The sequence below is a fragment of the Edwardsiella piscicida genome, from assembly GCF_021733145.1.
In the GTDB taxonomy this organism is placed as follows: domain Bacteria; phylum Pseudomonadota; class Gammaproteobacteria; order Enterobacterales; family Enterobacteriaceae; genus Edwardsiella; species Edwardsiella piscicida.
Map to the genome: position 1 here is coordinate 2,412,901 of NZ_CP090968.1, position 15,482 is coordinate 2,428,382.

The window sequence follows — 15,482 nt, forward strand, 5'->3', positions numbered from 1 at the left end:
CTGGGTACCCCATTTCTTTATCACTTTTTTAAATATGAATAACCGCGTATAAATTATACAAATATCGTATAACACCGATCCGACCGAGGACATACCCCGAGCCTCACCCGGGGTATGCTCCCGGCGCTACCGACGCGCCTGCCGAACGACGCTCGTCAACCACTCCCGGGTAAAATCCGGCAGCGGCAGCGGACGACCAAACAGATATCCCTGCAGGTAATCCAGCCGATAAGCACGCAGATGCTGCAGCTGCGCCTCGGTCTCGACCCCTTCCGCCAGGGTGACCATATCCAGCCGCTTGGCCAGCGCGATCACCGTATCCACAATGTGACCCGACAGCATGTCGCTGCCGATCATCCGCACGAAGCTTTGATCGATTTTGATGATGTCGAAGTGATAACGCTGTAGATAGGCCAGGCTGGAGTGCCCGGTGCCAAAATCGTCCAGCGCCAGCAGTACCCCCAGCGCCCGCAGCTCGTGAAAGATTTGCTCCGTCAGCTCTCCGTCCGGCACTCGCTGACGCTCGGTCAGCTCCAGCACCAGCCGAATCGGGTTGGCGGCAAAGGCATCAATAAAGCGTCGACACTCCTCAACCAGGCTCAGATCGTTAAAATGGCTGGCGCTGATGTTAAAGCCAAAGTGAAAATGCGCCGGCAGGCTATGGCAGCGCGGCGCAAAATAATCGCTGACCTGCTGCATAATATCGCGCGTCATCGGAACGATGAGACCGCTGTCCTCCGCCAGAGGGATGAAGTTATTCGGCGGGATCAGCCCCATCTGGGGATGCTGCCAGCGCATCAGGATCTCGCAGCCGCTCAGCGACTCATCCGCGCCGTTGACCACCGGCTGAATATAGGGGATAAACTGATGACGCCGTAGCGCCTCGCGCAGATAGGAGACCGGCGAATTTACCTGCCCCACCAAGCGGTAGGTGCCAACCCCGAACACGATGGCCAGCACCAAAAACAGCACCAGGCTACCGCGAGAGTAGTCCAGAATATACGCCCAGTGGCTGCCGATCGGAACGGCCGTGGCGACCGAGATCGGGTAGCGCGACGCACTGTGGACAAAGTGGCGCCCGTCCACCGGCGGCGGCGCATCGACAACCTTGCCCTGAGGATCCATCCAGCCCGCACCGATATGCAGGTACAGCGGCGTCGGGGTGCTGAGCGATCGCAGAATATTCCGCAGGTAGTAGCCGTCTATCCCCACCAGTACGCTGGCATCCCCCGGCCCCGCCTCACGAAACACCACCAGCGAGCGGTGCGGCGTAATCCGGTTACCCGGCATCAGGGTCAAGCGGTTCTGGGTGTAGTGGTCAGAGCCGACCTCGGCATGAAAGGCGCCGTAGAGAGAGGAGCAGTAGATAGCGTTCGCCTGCGCCAGGCTGACCGATCGCACGTCGGGTACCGTCGTCGCCTGAAGCGCCAGCATATTATGCAACGCCGTATCGCAGGGCTGTCCGGCGTAGCGCCGAACCGCATCGGCCGCCGTCTGGGCATTGTCCAGCGCCTCATCGATCTGCCAGATAGCCAGCGTCAGCCGCTGTTTAGCCGACTCAGCCAATCCCCGCGAGGCCTGCCAGGAGATGGTGACGGTAGCCAGTAGCAGCACTATAACCACCGCGCCCGCAGACAGCAGCGGACGCAGATAGCTGCGCCATCGTTCGCCGCCCAGATGAATCATTTGCGTTTGTTACCTCCCGCTCAGCGCACCTGCTCGGCGCGTAGGCAGCGTGTGCCGCGCATAGACTGTCCCGCACGCAGACGCTGCGTAAGGGCAAAACCCGCTCTCCACTCTGCGGCGCCCCCGCCGGCGTATGCGCCCGACGCAGACGGGACCGGTGGCGTGCTATGGCGCCATGCCGCCCAGTACCCCCGGCGTAGAATCAAACAGATAGCCGTCAAATCCCGGATCGTCTGGATTGGAGATCTCTAATAGCTTAGCCTTAACATTCTCTAAATGCTGCCACATTGCCTGTTTAGCGTCACGCGCGTCGCGCCGTAGCACCGCCTGCAGGATCCGTTGATGATCCTCCAGCCAGTCCCAGCGGTAGCTGAAATCCTGGGTATGGCCATGCAATCCCGCCCACAGCGGGTTATGCTTGCGCGCGCGCCAGGCATCCTCCACCATTCCGGCCAGTACGCTGTTCTGAGTCGACTGCGCCAACAGGCAGTGAAACTGCTCATCCGCGCTCTCATCGGCGCACCCGGCGTTTAGCGCCAGGCGCTCCTGCTCGATAGCCTGGCGCATCTTCAGAATATCGGACTTGGTCGCCTGCGTCGCGGCAAAGGCCGCGACCTCGCTCTCCAGCAGCTGGCGCGCCTGCAGCAGCTCAAAGGGGCCAAAGGTGTTCTCATCCAGATTCCGCACCCGCGCAGAGGACACATTCTGCGGTAACGCGACGACGTATACCCCGGAGCCTTTACGCACATCGATCAGATGCTCCAGCTCCAGCATGATCAGCGCCTCGCGCACGACGCTGCGGCTCACGTCAAAATGTTCGGCAATATCGCGCTCCGGCGGCAGACGATCTCCGATGGGGTAGTCGCCGCGCGCAATGGCGGCGCGCAGCGTATTGCCGACTTCCTGATACAATCTCATGACGTGCCCCTCTGGCTGTGCCGCATCTGCGGAGTAAATGCACCAATTGGACAGACCAATTGTCAATATTAACGTGCCGCTATAGTGGCTTTGATTGTATCACAGCATGAATTCATTAAGAAAAAGGACGGCGCGGGCGCGCGGGCAGATAATGCTTATGATGATGAAGAACGCCCCTGCGCTGGCAGGGGACGTTCCAGGCAGAACACGCTTAACGATAAGAGACGGTGATCAGCGCCTGTGCATGCGCTTCGTCCAGCCAGGTCAGATGGCTCTCGCCAACCTGGGCCGGTAGGGCCATGGCCCCCTGCTGCGCCCGCGCAACGCTGCGTGTCGCCGTCTGGGCTTTACCGTCCCGATAACACTCGGAATAGACCTGATTATTCACTATTTTAAACTGACAACCATCCTCCACAATCATACCACCAAACTGTACCACGCCCGAGCCAGCGGCTTGGGCAGGGGTATTGGCCAATCCGGCCCCCAGCAACATCCCCATAACGACAATCTTCACTAGTGATAAGCATTCACGCCTCATATATCACTCCCGTCGTCAAGTTACTGCGTCTTTTCATCTCGCCAAACGTCGATCGCGGATGAAAAAACGGTGACATTCCTTGTTAACACCTCTCCTAAAAAATAGCAGAACTCGTTGATTACTAACGGCAATGCAGATCAAAACTTCAGTTATTTCTTTTCAGAAGGCAAAAACAGCATCACAAGCTAATAAAAAATAAGTGACCAGCATAAAAAACCAATTTCACCTCATATCTTTACCGGTAACGTCGCGAATGCATTGCCAGTACCGAGAAAACGCTTAAAAAATAGGGTTGTTTCCGCGCGCATTTTTCCTAAGAATGTCTGATATCTCACAAAACCAGCGGCGCTCTCCATGGCCTCTAATAACAAGGGAACTGCGCATGACCCGCGTAAATGTGATCACCGGTTTTTTGGGCTGCGGAAAAACCACCACCCTGCGCCACCTGCTGGCAAATAAGCCCGCCCAGGAGCGCTGGGCGATATTGGTCAATGAGTTTGGTGAGATAGGGATCGATGGCGCGCTGCTCGCCGACAGCGGCGCTCAGCTGAAAGAGATCCCCGGCGGCTGTATGTGCTGCGTCAACGGTCTGCCGATGCAAATAGGGCTGAACATGCTGCTGAAAACGCAGCCTGACCGACTGCTGATCGAGCCGACGGGACTGGGTCACCCCACGCAGATCCTGCGCCTGCTGGAGAGCGAGGTCTACAGCGCCTGGCTGACGCTGCAGGCGACGCTGTGTTTGCTGGATGCCCGCCAGCTCAACGATGCGCGACTGCAGAATAACGAGAACTTTCGCGATCAGCTGGCGGCGGCGGATATTATCGTCGCCAATAAAATAGATACCTATGACGACGACGCACGCGACGCGCTGCGTCGCTGGCAACAGGCCCAGGGCGATGAACGAACGCTGCTCGAAACCCAGCGCGGACAGATCGATCCCGCCTGGCTAGATCGCCCGCGCGCCCGCACGGCAGCGCTGCCCGAGGCACGCCATCACCACGCGCCGTCCGCCCCGGCGTCGGGCATCGCCGCGCTGCGGCTACGGCCCGGGCAGGGCTGGCGACGGGCGCTCAACCAGGGCCAAGGCTACTTTAGCTGTGGCTGGGTCTTCAGCGAAGAGAGCATCTTTGACACCATCGGCCTCTTGGAGTGGGTACGCTTAACCCCGCTGCTCCGCATTAAGGGCGCCGTGCGGGTGGCCGAGGGTACCCTCTGTGTTAACCGCCAGGGGGCGGATTTACAGATAGAGACCCGCCAAACGCCGCCGCCGGACAGTCGTATCGAAGTGATCCATGATGCCGAAGCGGACTGGAACGCGCTGCAGAGCGCCCTGCTGGCGCTGCGCACCCGCCGACAGGAGACGTCCACGATATAGCCTTGTCGGTGCGCCCTCGCCTTTCCGGCGCGCCGACGCGGGCAAATTCGCGCCGAATATATTACTAAGTGTGTCAAATTAAACCATTGCTTACCTTTGGATAAGATATCTCTCCCCGTTTATCTTTTTCCTCAATATAATAGAGGGGCGCGTAATCTAGAAAATAGGTCATATAATTGACTTGTTTTACATGTGATTAGCACAGTGGCTTCTACTGAATATCTGGGCAGGATACGCGATAACGCACGGTTTAATCCGGCCATGTCCCCCCGTTCGCAGCGCGTCTTCGCTGTGAATAGCGGAAATCAGGACAAAAAGTGTGTTCTGCTGCACAATTCTGCCTCAGCGCGATTGTCAGTACCCCACGTGGAAATTAGTCTCTGGAAGGGTAATTTTCAGATAGCGACATAACAGGTCGTTAAGGACAACAAGGGAAACGGTTTATAATGGTCAAGTCTCAACCAGTTCTGAGATACATTCTGCGTCTGGCGCCCGCTATCGCCGCCGCAGTGTTGCTTTCGGCATGTACTACGACACCCTCCGATCGCTACGCACAAACTGATACGCATGTAGTCAACAACAAAGACAATCTATTACTACAGGCGTCTCAGGATGAATTTGAGGAGATGGTGCGCAATCTGGATGTTAAATCCAAGATTATGGATCAATACGCCAGCTGGAAAGGCGTACGCTATCGCCTGGGCGGCGACAGCAAGCGCGGCATCGACTGCTCGGCGTTTGTTCAACGTACTTTCCGCGAACAGTTTGGTCTGGAGCTGCCGCGCTCAACCTCACAGCAGGAGGGCACCGGCCACGCCATCAAGCGCTCTAAGCTGCGCATCGGCGATCTGGTACTGTTCCGCGCCGGGTCCACGGGCCGTCACGTCGGCATCTATCTGGGCAACGATCAGTTTGTTCACGCGTCCACCAGCAGCGGCGTTACGATCTCCAACCTGAACGATACCTACTGGAATAAACGCTACCGTGAAGCGCGCCGGGTACTCTCCGGTACTCAGCTGGCGCAGGCTAATACCCACAGCTAAGGCGTCCCTACGTTTCCCCCTGTCCTAAAAAACGCTGCTACGGCAGCGTTTTTTATTGCTATAAATATAGAAACCAAAATAAAGCGCTACTCCACGGCGATAGCACGGCACACTCCCCCCACAATCCGCTAATAAACACTATTTTTTAACATTTCATTAAACTCCCCATATTCAAACCTGCCGTTCTTTTCTACTATCGTTAGCGAAGGACGGCCATCGGGAGTGACGGTCGCAGGAGGCGAACCGTCGGACGCGCGCATTTCGAACACAACAGCCCATTCGGGGAGAGCAGACATGGGGAAACGACTCACAGCGGCAGCAGAGCAACGCGAGGCGACGTCCGACGGACATCTGCAGCGTAATCTTAATAACCGTCATATCCAGCTCATCGCCATCGGCGGCGCTATCGGCACCGGCCTGTTTATGGGCTCCGGGAAAACCATCAGCCTGGCCGGACCATCTATTATCTTTGTTTATATGATTATCGGGTTTATGCTTTTTTTTGTAATGCGAGCAATGGGTGAGCTGCTGCTCTCTAACCTGGAGTATAAATCCTTCAGCGATTTCGCGACCGATCTGCTCGGCGCCCGCGCCGGTTATTTTACCGGATGGACCTACTGGTTCTGCTGGGTCGTCACCGGCATGGCCGACGTGGTCGCCATTACCGCCTACGCCCACTTCTGGTTCCCCCACCTGGCAGACTGGATTATTTCGCTCTCCTGCGTCGTGCTGCTGCTTTCGCTCAATCTGGTCACGGTCAAAATGTTCGGCGAAACTGAATTTTGGTTTGCGATGATTAAAATCGTCGCCATTATCGCCCTGATCCTGATTGGACTGGGTATGGCCATCGGCGGCTTTCGCGCCCCCTCCGGCGAGCAGGCGGCCTTCAGCAACCTGTGGCACGGCGGCCTCTTTCCCCACGGGATCGGTGGCTTCTTCGCCGGATTTCAGATCGCGGTCTTCGCCTTTGTCGGCATTGAGCTGGTGGGCACCACGGCGGCGGAAACCCGCGATCCGCAGCGAGTCCTCCCCAGAGCGATCAACGCGATACCGCTGCGTATCATCATGTTCTATGTACTGGCCCTGTGCACCATCATGATCGTCACCCCGTGGCAGCAGGTGGTGCCCGACAAGAGCCCCTTTGTGGAGCTGTTTATTCTGGCCGGGCTGCCGGCCGCGGCGGGGATCGTCAACTTTGTGGTACTGACCTCGGCGGCCTCCTCCGCCAACAGCGGCATTTTTTCCACCAGCCGCATGCTTTATGGACTGGCGCAAAGCGGTCTGGCCCCGGCCCGCTTCGCCCGCCTCTCTCGTCAGTCGGTGCCCGCCGCCGGGCTGTTCTTCTCCTGCCTGTGTCTGCTGGGAGGGGTCGTGCTGCTCTATCTGATCCCCAACGTGATCACCGTCTTTACCCTGATCACCACCGTCTCGGCCGTGCTGTTTATGTTCGTCTGGTCGATCATTCTGTGTAGCTATCTGGTCTATCGCCGCCGCTATCCGCAGCGACACGCTGCCTCGGGCTATAAGATGCCGCTGGGCAGCGTTATGTGCTGGATCTGCCTCGCCTTTCTGTTTGGCGTACTGATCCTGCTCACGCTGGAGACCGATACGCGCCAGGCGCTGATGGTCACGCCGCTGTGGTTTATCGCGCTGGCCATCGGCTGGCGCTTCACCCAGCGTCCCTCAGCGCTTTCCCGCGACGAGGCCGCCTAAAACAGCCCCCTGCCTAGCAGGGGGTCAACAGATAAAAAAACGGGGGCATCTCTCGACGCCCCCGCTCGGTATCGCTTACGCGACTACGCCGTTTTGCTCGCCTGGCTCTGCGGCGCGCCGTCCGGCCGCTTGAGCAGCGCATACAGCAGTCCGCTCAGCAGCGTCCCGGCCAAGATCGCCAGCAGATAAGGCAGCACCGGGGTGATCGCGCCGGGGATCAGCAGTACAAACAGTCCGCCGTGCGGCGCCATCAGCTTCGCGCCAAACAGCATCGACAGCGCCCCGGTCAGCGCTCCGCCGAGAATGCAGCACGGCAGCACCCGCATCGGATCCCGCGCGGCAAAGGGGATCGCCCCTTCGGTGATGAAGCACAGCCCCAGCACCACGGCCGCCTTACCGCCCTCGCGCTCGCTCTGGGCAAACTTGCGGCGCGCAACCAGCGTCGCCAGCCCCATAGCCAGCGGCGGAACCATCCCGGCGGCCATGATCGCCGCCATCGGCCCGTAGGTCTGGGTACTGAGCAGGCCGACGCCGAAGGCATAGGCCGCCTTGTTCACCGGTCCGCCCATGTCGGTACACATCATCGCGCCGAGCACCGCGCCCAGGATCACCGCATTGGCCGTGCCCATGGTCTGCAGCCAGTGGGTCAGCCAGGCCAGGATCTTCGCCACCGGCGTGCCGATGATGTAAATCATCGCCAGGCCGACGATCAGGCTCGACAGCAGCGGAATGATCAGGATCGGCTTCAGCGCCTCCATGCTCGCCGGCAGGGTAAGCCTGCTGCTGATGGCCCGAGCGACGTAGCCGGCGAGAAAGCCGGCGATGATCCCGCCGATAAATCCCGACCCCAGGCTAACCGCCAGCATCCCGCCGATCAGCCCCGGCGTCAGGCCGGGACGATCGGCGATGGAGAAGGCGATATAGCCCGCCAGCACCGGCACCATCAGCGCAAAGGCGGTGCCGCCGCCGATCTGCATCAGCGCAGCCGCCAGCGTGCCGGGCTCTTTGAAGGCCTGAATACCAAAGACGAACGAAAGCGCGATACACAGACCGCCGGCCACCACCATCGGCAGCATGTAGGAGACGCCGGTCAGCAGGTGACGGTACGCGCCGCCCGCCTCTTTCTTGCTCCCCGACGCCGCGGCCCCGGACGGCGCAGACGCCTGAGGGCGGTAGATCTCCGCCTCCTGCAGCGCCTTATCCAGCTCCTGAGCCGTCTTCTTCAGCGCCAGCCCCGTGCTGGTGCGGTACATCGGTTTCCCGGCGAACTTCGCCAGATCCACCTCAATATCCGCCGCCACCACCACCAGATCGGCCTCCTCGACCTCCTGCGGCGTGATGGCGTTGCCCGCCCCTACCGATCCCCGCGTCTCCACTTTTACCTGCCAGCCGCGACGGCGCGCCTCTGCCTCCAGCGCCTCCGCCGCCATGAAGGTATGCGCAACGCCCGTCGGACAGGCGGTGACCGCAACCAGCCGCAGGCAGTGCGATCGCTCCTGTCGCGGCGCCGCGTAGTGATAGGGTGAGGCATCGCGCTGCGCACGTGCCAACAGCTCCGCCGGCTGACGAATAGCCTCGCCCACCGAGCCCCGGTACAGCGGTTTGCCCTCCAGCGCGGCATCCTGCGGGGTATCGTCACCGATAAACAGCACCAGCGCCGCATCCTGCGGGCGGGTAACCCAGGTAATCTGCTGCTGGGCGGCGGCGGCCTCCAGCATACGCCTGGCTAGGAAACAACGGGCCTCGCCCTGCGCACCTTCCGTAATCAGTAGGGTATTCATATGGCCTTCCCCAATCAGTTAAAAGGATCGAGCTCCACGCGTGCCATCATCGCCGCCAGCTGCGTGCGGTCGCTGATGCCGACGTTGCTCTGGCTGACCGCCAGGGCAGAAACCGCCGTAGCCAGCCGTAGCGTGTGTTCACTGGACTCTCGCATCATCAGGCCATAGATCAGCCCGCCCACCATCGAGTCACCGGCGCCGACGGTGCTGATAACGTCCACCTCAGGCGGCTTAGCCAGCCAGGCGCCGGAGGCGTTAACCCACAGCGCCCCCTCCGCACCCAGCGAAATCACCACGTGGGCGATCCCCTGATCGCGCAGCGCGTGGGCAGCACCGACGACGTCTTCCAGCGTCGGCAGCGCACGGCCGGCCCAGATTTCCAGCTCGCGGCGGTTGGGCTTCACCAGCCAAGGGGCCGCCTTCAACCCGGCGACCAGCGCCTCGCGGCTGCTATCAAAAATGATGCACGGGCACTGACTGCGCAGGCGGCGCATCCAGTCGGTAAAATCATCCGCCGCAACGCCGGCCGGCAGGCTGCCGCTGACGCACACCATGTCAAACTGCCCGAGCCAGCTCAGGGAGTCATTAACGAAGCGATCCCAGTCGCTCTTGCTGACGTCAAAGCCGGAGAAGTTAAAGTCGGTGACCGCCCCATCCTTCTCGGTCAGCTTTACGTTGATACGGGTGCGCCCCGGAACCACCTGAAAACGGTTGGCGATACCCAGCTCGCTGAACAGCTGCTGAAATCCATCCTGGTTATCCTTGCCCAGGAATCCGCCCACGGTCACATCGATGCCGAGATCCTTCAGCACCTTGGCAACGTTAATCCCCTTACCCGCGGCGTGCAGCCCGGCGGTTTGTACCCGGTTAACTTCACCGCGCTCAATCTCCGCACAGTAGCCAACCAGATCGTAGGCTGGGTTTAAGGTGATGGTTGCAACTCGTCTACTCATGATATTTCCTCGCCAAGGCCATTCGCGATGGCCTGACCAATAACGTCCAATGCCTGCTGCGCATCACTGCCGCTGGCAGTAAAACGCAGACGATGGCCTTTTTTAACCCCCAGTGCGACAACCTTCATCAGACTGCGGCCATTGACCGGAACCCCGCTGCCATCAAGGTTGGCAACGGTTATCTGGCTTGCAAACTGCTTAATGGTATTCACCAACTGCGCGCCCGGTCGGGCGTGCAGGCCATGCTCATTACGAACGGTAAACTCGGCGCTCAGAGACTCATTGCTCTCCGTCAGCTCGCTGGTCAGCAGCGCAACGACCTCTGCCGGGGTCTGAGCCGTCAGCAAACGTTCAGCCTGCTGACGCTGCAGCAGACGGCTCAGGTAGTCCAGCATCCCCTCCGGCTGCGCATCGGCCATCGCAACGGTCAGCAGCAGCGCCACCGACTCCCCATCGAGCGTAAAGGGCTGACGCGGACGCGCCAGCGCCGCCGCGCTCGCCTGAACCCCCAGCGCGCTGTCGCAGAGCCAAATGCCCTGCCCCAGACACAGCGGCGCGCGGCTGATGACATCGCTGACAAACTCGCCGCCGACCGCTCCCGCCTGCTGCAGGCGCCCGGCGTTCAGCGCCTGTAGCGTCATCAGGCTGTCGGTCTCCACCCCCAGCGTCACCATGCTGATATCAAAGCGAAACTCGGCAACGCTGCGCTCACCCAACAGCAGGCTGCGCAGCGTCTCCGCCGACGTGGTCTGCGCCAGCTCCCGGCTTACGCCGTCGTCGCTCAGCACATGGGTCAGCTGACGCAGCAGCGTCAGGTGCTCATCGGACTTGGCGGCGATGCCGATCACCACATAGGCCCGCTGTCCCTCGCCCCACGCCACCCCCTGCGGAAACTGAAACACCTGAACCCCGGTGTTCAGCACCTGATCGCGGGTATCCGTCGTGCCATGGGGAATCGCGATACCATTCCCCAGGTAGGTCGGCGTCTGCTTTTCGCGCTGCAGCATGCCCTGTACATAGCCCTCGCCGACGTAGCCCGCCGCGACCAGCGCCGCCGCCACCTGCCTGATGGCCTGTTCTTTACTGTCAGCCTCCGCTGCCAGATGGATATCCTGTAGGGTCAGATGAAACATAGATGCTCCTCGTCCGTCATGCCGCGTGCGCCGCCGGCGCATTGAATCGTTTCAGCGCTGCGGGAGAAAAAAACCGGCGTTACCATGAGGTCGCCGAGGTTTACGACGCTGAATCGTTTTTGTGAGTGTGGTCCGACGCGCGCCGTTACGCAAGGACTTCCCGCCGCATCTGTACATATTTTAGACCTTCAGCACATTTTTGCTGAAGTTTGTTGTCAGCACCGCTGACGTGCGACAATAAGCGCTGAAATTTGCTGATGGAGAAACAAGCATGACGGTAAAAGTGGGGGTCGGCGTGATCATCGTGAACGCCGCTGGCCAGATTTTGCTCGGAAAACGCTGCGGCAGCCACGCACCCTACTGGTCGATCCCCGGCGGCCACGTTGAGCAGGGAGAAACCTTTGAGCAGACGGCGATGCGTGAAGTGGCCGAGGAGTGTGGCCTGCACATCGATACGCCGCGCTTTGTCGGCGTGACCAATAATCTGCAAACCTGGCATGACGAAGGGGTGCACAACGTCTCTATTATTATGCAGGTCAGCGCGCCAGCGGCGGCCACGCCCCAACGCTGCGAACCGGATAAATGTGAATGCTGGCAATGGTGCGATCCGCGTCAGCTGCCGCAGCCTTGCTTTGACGCCTGTCAGCAGGGCGTTCAGCTGTGGCTCACCCAGCAACCCTACTGCGCTACGCCGGCGTAGCGGCGCTGCGGTGCGGTCAAAACCGCACCGCTCCAGTGCACTCGCCCTGCTGAACAAAAATAAAGCAATATGAGTAAGATAATCTTCTCTCGCACCATCCTCTACGGCTACTGCACCAAAACGGTTAACGCATAAACCGCTATCGCACCAATATCGACCATAACGCACTCAAATGGTGCACATCCCCGCCCCGCGCCTGCCCCATCGCTGCGCATTTCTGCCAGTGATAAATATAATCACTTGATAATAAATATAAATAAATAGTTGGCACGTTTCTTTCATTATATCCAGAGCAAACACAAGCGGCTTATCGCAAAGACAAGGAACCATTACGATGAAAGCAATGTTGAAAGCCTCCGTGGCAGCCCTGGCGCTGGCCTTCGCCGTCAGCGCTCAGGCTGCGGAAAAACCGCTGATCGTCGCCACCGATACGGCGTTCGTCCCATTCGAATTTAAAAAGGGCGATAAATATGTCGGTTTCGATATCGACCTGTGGGATGCCATCGCGAAGCAGCTGCACCTAAGCTATACGCTGAAACCGATGGACTTCAGCGGGATCATTCCCGCGCTGCAGACCCGTAACGTGGATCTGGCGCTGGCCGGCATCAGCATTACCGAGGAGCGCAAGAAAGCCATCGACTTCTCCGATGGCTACTACAACAGCGGCCTGATGGTCATGGTGAAGAGCGACAACGCGCAGATCCACGGAGTGAAGGATCTGGACGGCAAAGTGCTGGCCGTGAAGAGCGGCACGGCCGGCGTAGACTATGCAAAGGCGCACGTAAAGAGCAAGGATCTGCGTCAGTTCCCTAATATTGATAACGCCTATCTGGAGCTGGCAACCGGCCGCGCCGACGCCGTCCTGCACGATACCCCCAACATCCTTTACTTTATTAAAACCGCGGGCAACGGTCAGTTTAAGGCCGTCGGCGACTCGCTGGAGGCCCAGGCCTACGGCATCGCCTTCCCGAAGGGCAGCGATGCGCTGCGCGAGCAGGTCAACGGTGCGCTGAAAACCCTGAAAGCGAATGGGACCTACGCAGCTATCTATAAAAAATGGTTCGGCGTCGAACCGAAGTAATACTTTGGGCGCCCGCGGGGCGCCCCTTTGCCCTCGCGGGCGTTGCACGGTAACACATACGGTTTTACCAGGAGAATCAACATGCAGTTTGACTGGAGCGCCATCTGGGATGCCATCCCGCTGCTGCTGGAAGGCGCCAAACTCACCCTTTGGATCTCGGTGCTGGGGCTGCTCGGCGGCCTGATCATCGGCCTGGCCGCCGGCTTCGCGCGCGCCTTCGGCGGCTGGCTAAGCAACCACATCGCCCTGGTGTTTATCGAGCTTATCCGCGGCACCCCCATCGTGGTTCAGGTGATGTTTATCTACTTCGCCCTGCCGATGATGATGCCGCTGCGTATCGACCCTTTCAGCGCCGCCGTCATCACGATCATGATCAACTCCGGCGCCTATATCGCCGAGATTACCCGCGGCGCGGTGCTCTCCATCCACAGCGGCTTCCGCGAGGCGGGGCTGGCTCTGGGCCTCTCCCGCCGCGATACCCTGCGCTACGTGATCATGCCGCTGGCGCTGCGCCGCATGCTGCCCCCGCTGGGAAACCAGTGGATCGTCAGCATCAAGGATACCTCGCTGTTTATCGTCATCGGCGTGGCCGAGCTGACCCGTCAGGGACAGGAAATCATCGCCGGAAACTTCCGCGCCATGGAAATCTGGAGCGCCGTCGCCGTGATCTACCTGATCATGACGCTGGCCCTGAGCTTTGTCCTACGCCGTCTTGAAAAAAGATTGAAAATCATATGATTGAATTTAAAAACGTCGATAAAAGCTTCGGTCAGACCGCCGTCCTGCACGATATCAACCTGCGTATTCAGCCGGGTGAGGTGGTCGTGATCATCGGCCCCTCCGGCTCGGGAAAGTCGACCCTGCTGCGCTGCATCAACAAGCTGGAGGTCATCAGCCGCGGTCAGCTGCTGGTGGACGGTATGGACGTCAACGATCCCAAGGTCGATGAGCGCCTGATCCGCCAGGAGGCCGGGATGGTCTTCCAACAGTTTTATCTGTTCCCCCACCTGACCGCGCTGGAAAACGTCATGTTCGGCCCCATCCGGGTTCGCGGCATGAGCCGGGCCGATGCCGAACAGCGCGCGCGCACTCTGCTGGCCAAAGTGGGGCTGTCCGAACGCGCCCATCACTATCCGTCGGAGCTCTCCGGCGGACAGCAGCAGCGGGTGGCGATCGCCCGCGCGCTGGCGGTCAAGCCCAAGCTGATGCTGTTCGATGAGCCGACATCCGCGCTGGACCCCGAGCTGCGCCATGAGGTGCTGACGGTGATGAAAGATTTGGCGGAGGAGGGCATGACCATGGTCATCGTCACGCATGAAATCGGCTTTGCCGAAAAGGTGGCGTCGCGGCTGATCTTCGTCGATAAAGGTCGTATCAGCGCCGACGGCAGCCCGCAGCAGCTGATCCAGACGCCGCCCAACGAGCGTCTGCGCGAGTTTCTGCAGCACGTCGCGTGATCGTCCGCCGGGACCGCCCGCGCGGGTGGCCCCGGCGCGCACTCAGAATCGCCAGGCGATAAAGCGGCTCACTTTCTGCCCCTGCGCCATCGTCACCTCACGCATCTCCTTCACCGGGATTGCGCGCAGCGCCCTGCGCAGCGCCGGCAGCGTCTCTCGCCGAGAGACCAGCGAGGTAAACCACCCCACCTGCGTCGCAAACGCGCGGCTCTCCGCGATCATCCGCAGAATGAACGCCTGCTCACCGCCGTCGCACCACAGCTCATCCGCCTTACCGCCAAAGTTTAGCATCGCCGCCTGCGGTGGCCGCAGCCCCAGGTTGGTCAGCTTCCGCTGACTGCCCGCGGCGGCCTCCGCCGCGCTGCGGTGAAAGGGGGGATTGCACATCGTCGCGGCGTAGTACTCCCCGGCCTTGATAATCCCCTGAAAAATCGCCTGCGGCTGACGCTGACGACGCAGGCGAATCCGCGTTCCCAGCGCCGGATTGGCCCGGATGATGGCCGCCGCGGCCGCCAGCGCCTGCGCCGAAATATCGCTGCCGGTAAAGCGCCAGCCGTATTCGGCCTGCCCCAGCAGCGGGTAGATGCAGTTGGCGCCGGTGCCGATATCCAGCACGCAGGTCTGCGCGCCGCGCGGAATAGCGCCGTCGGCGCGGGTGCTGGCCAGCAAATCGGCCAGATAGTGCAGGTAGTCGGCACGACCCGGGATCGGCGGACAGAGAAACTGCGCGGGAATATCCCAGTGCGCGATGCCATAGTCCTGCGCCAGCAGCGCCCGGTTGAGCGCCCGAACCGCCTGCGGATCGGCGAAGTCGATGCTTTCGCCGCCGTTCGGCGTCGCTCGAACAAAGTCTCCCAGCGCGGGAGAGATCCGGCACAGCGCCGCCATATCGTAGCGGCCATGGTGGCGGTTACGCGGGTGCAGGCCCGCTTTCTGGCGCCGATCCGGCGGCGTGACTGGCTTATGGTTCATGATTCACTTCGGGGGAGTCGCTCAAACAGGGCGGCAAGTATACCCATTTCAGCGCCGGACACCTACCCTCCTGCGCTTTCCCTCTGCAACCCGTCGCGGGGTGGCGTATACTGCGCACTCGGAGAGTGA

14 protein-coding genes are annotated in these 15,482 nt (G+C 60.4%); 7 read left to right on the top strand and 7 right to left on the bottom strand.

The features are described 5' to 3' along the window. Nucleotides 1–126: 126 nt before the first annotated feature. From L1P05_RS10940 to L1P05_RS10950, 3 genes are all read right to left on the bottom strand, one after another. The gene (locus tag L1P05_RS10940) at nt 127–1,686 is read right to left on the bottom strand and encodes an EAL domain-containing protein (protein WP_012849124.1); all 1,560 of its coding nucleotides are present in this window, start codon (nt 1,684–1,686) and stop codon (nt 127–129) included. Between the two features lie 165 nt (nt 1,687–1,851). After that, on the bottom strand, nt 1,852–2,604 hold the full coding sequence (locus L1P05_RS10945; protein WP_012849125.1) for an FCD domain-containing protein: 753 nt from the start codon (nt 2,602–2,604) through the stop codon (nt 1,852–1,854). A gap of 211 nt (nt 2,605–2,815) precedes the next feature. Further along, nucleotides 2,816–3,118, bottom strand: coding sequence for a hypothetical protein (locus L1P05_RS10950; protein ID WP_226064098.1), 303 nt, complete (start codon nt 3,116–3,118; stop codon nt 2,816–2,818). Nucleotides 3,119–3,524: 406 nt separating this feature from the next. On the opposite strand from L1P05_RS10950, the gene L1P05_RS10955 reads away from it, so the two are divergent. The 3 genes from L1P05_RS10955 to cycA all read left to right on the top strand — a co-directional run bounded on the left by L1P05_RS10955 (nt 3,525) and on the right by cycA (nt 7,276). Next, a complete protein-coding gene (locus L1P05_RS10955) occupies nt 3,525–4,520 on the top strand; it encodes a CobW family GTP-binding protein (protein ID WP_012849127.1) in 996 nt (331 codons plus the stop codon). 446 nt (nt 4,521–4,966) lie between these two features. Beyond that, nucleotides 4,967–5,563: a bifunctional murein DD-endopeptidase/murein LD-carboxypeptidase gene (gene mepS / locus L1P05_RS10960; RefSeq protein WP_012849128.1), complete on the top strand. Its 597-nt coding sequence runs from the start codon at nt 4,967–4,969 to the stop codon at nt 5,561–5,563. Nucleotides 5,564–5,857: 294 nt separating this feature from the next. Further along, nucleotides 5,858–7,276 (top strand): D-serine/D-alanine/glycine transporter, encoded by a 1,419-nt coding sequence (gene cycA, locus L1P05_RS10965; protein ID WP_034167915.1) that lies wholly within the window; start codon nt 5,858–5,860, stop codon nt 7,274–7,276. 83 nt (nt 7,277–7,359) lie between these two features. On the opposite strand, the gene fruA is transcribed toward cycA, so the two are convergent. Genes fruA through fruB form a run of 3 tightly spaced genes read right to left on the bottom strand, consistent with a single transcriptional unit; the run spans nt 7,360 to nt 11,143 of the window. Continuing rightward, nucleotides 7,360–9,057 (bottom strand): PTS fructose transporter subunit IIBC, encoded by a 1,698-nt coding sequence (fruA, locus tag L1P05_RS10970; RefSeq protein ID WP_012849131.1) that lies wholly within the window; start codon nt 9,055–9,057, stop codon nt 7,360–7,362. Nucleotides 9,058–9,071: 14 nt separating this feature from the next. Then, nucleotides 9,072–10,010: a 1-phosphofructokinase gene (gene fruK, locus L1P05_RS10975; protein ID WP_012849132.1), complete on the bottom strand. Its 939-nt coding sequence runs from the start codon at nt 10,008–10,010 to the stop codon at nt 9,072–9,074. Further along, nucleotides 10,007–11,143, bottom strand: coding sequence for a fused PTS fructose transporter subunit IIA/HPr protein (gene fruB, locus L1P05_RS10980; RefSeq protein WP_012849133.1), 1,137 nt, complete (start codon nt 11,141–11,143; stop codon nt 10,007–10,009). The genes fruK and fruB overlap by 4 nt, the downstream gene beginning before the upstream one ends. 271 nt (nt 11,144–11,414) lie before the next feature. Between fruB and L1P05_RS10985 the strand changes: the two genes are divergently transcribed. From L1P05_RS10985 to glnQ, 4 genes are all read left to right on the top strand, one after another. Next, entirely contained in the window at nt 11,415–11,843 is a 429-nt protein-coding gene (locus L1P05_RS10985) for a nucleotide triphosphate diphosphatase NUDT15 (protein WP_012849134.1), read from the top strand. A 334-nt stretch (nt 11,844–12,177) separates the two neighbouring features. Next, entirely contained in the window at nt 12,178–12,924 is a 747-nt protein-coding gene (glnH, locus tag L1P05_RS10990) for a glutamine ABC transporter substrate-binding protein GlnH (protein ID WP_012849137.1), read from the top strand. Between the two features lie 81 nt (nt 12,925–13,005). Continuing rightward, a complete protein-coding gene (glnP, locus tag L1P05_RS10995; RefSeq protein ID WP_012849138.1) occupies nt 13,006–13,662 on the top strand; it encodes a glutamine ABC transporter permease GlnP in 657 nt (218 codons plus the stop codon). Beyond that, entirely contained in the window at nt 13,659–14,381 is a 723-nt protein-coding gene (gene glnQ / locus L1P05_RS11000; RefSeq protein ID WP_012849139.1) for a glutamine ABC transporter ATP-binding protein GlnQ, read from the top strand. The genes glnP and glnQ overlap by 4 nt, the downstream gene beginning before the upstream one ends. Nucleotides 14,382–14,423: 42 nt before the next feature. Here glnQ and rlmF read toward each other — a convergent pair whose 3' ends face one another. Continuing rightward, nucleotides 14,424–15,353, bottom strand: a complete 930-nt coding sequence (gene rlmF / locus L1P05_RS11005) for a 23S rRNA (adenine(1618)-N(6))-methyltransferase RlmF (protein ID WP_012849140.1) — start codon at nt 15,351–15,353, stop codon at nt 14,424–14,426. Nucleotides 15,354–15,482 lie beyond the last annotated feature (129 nt).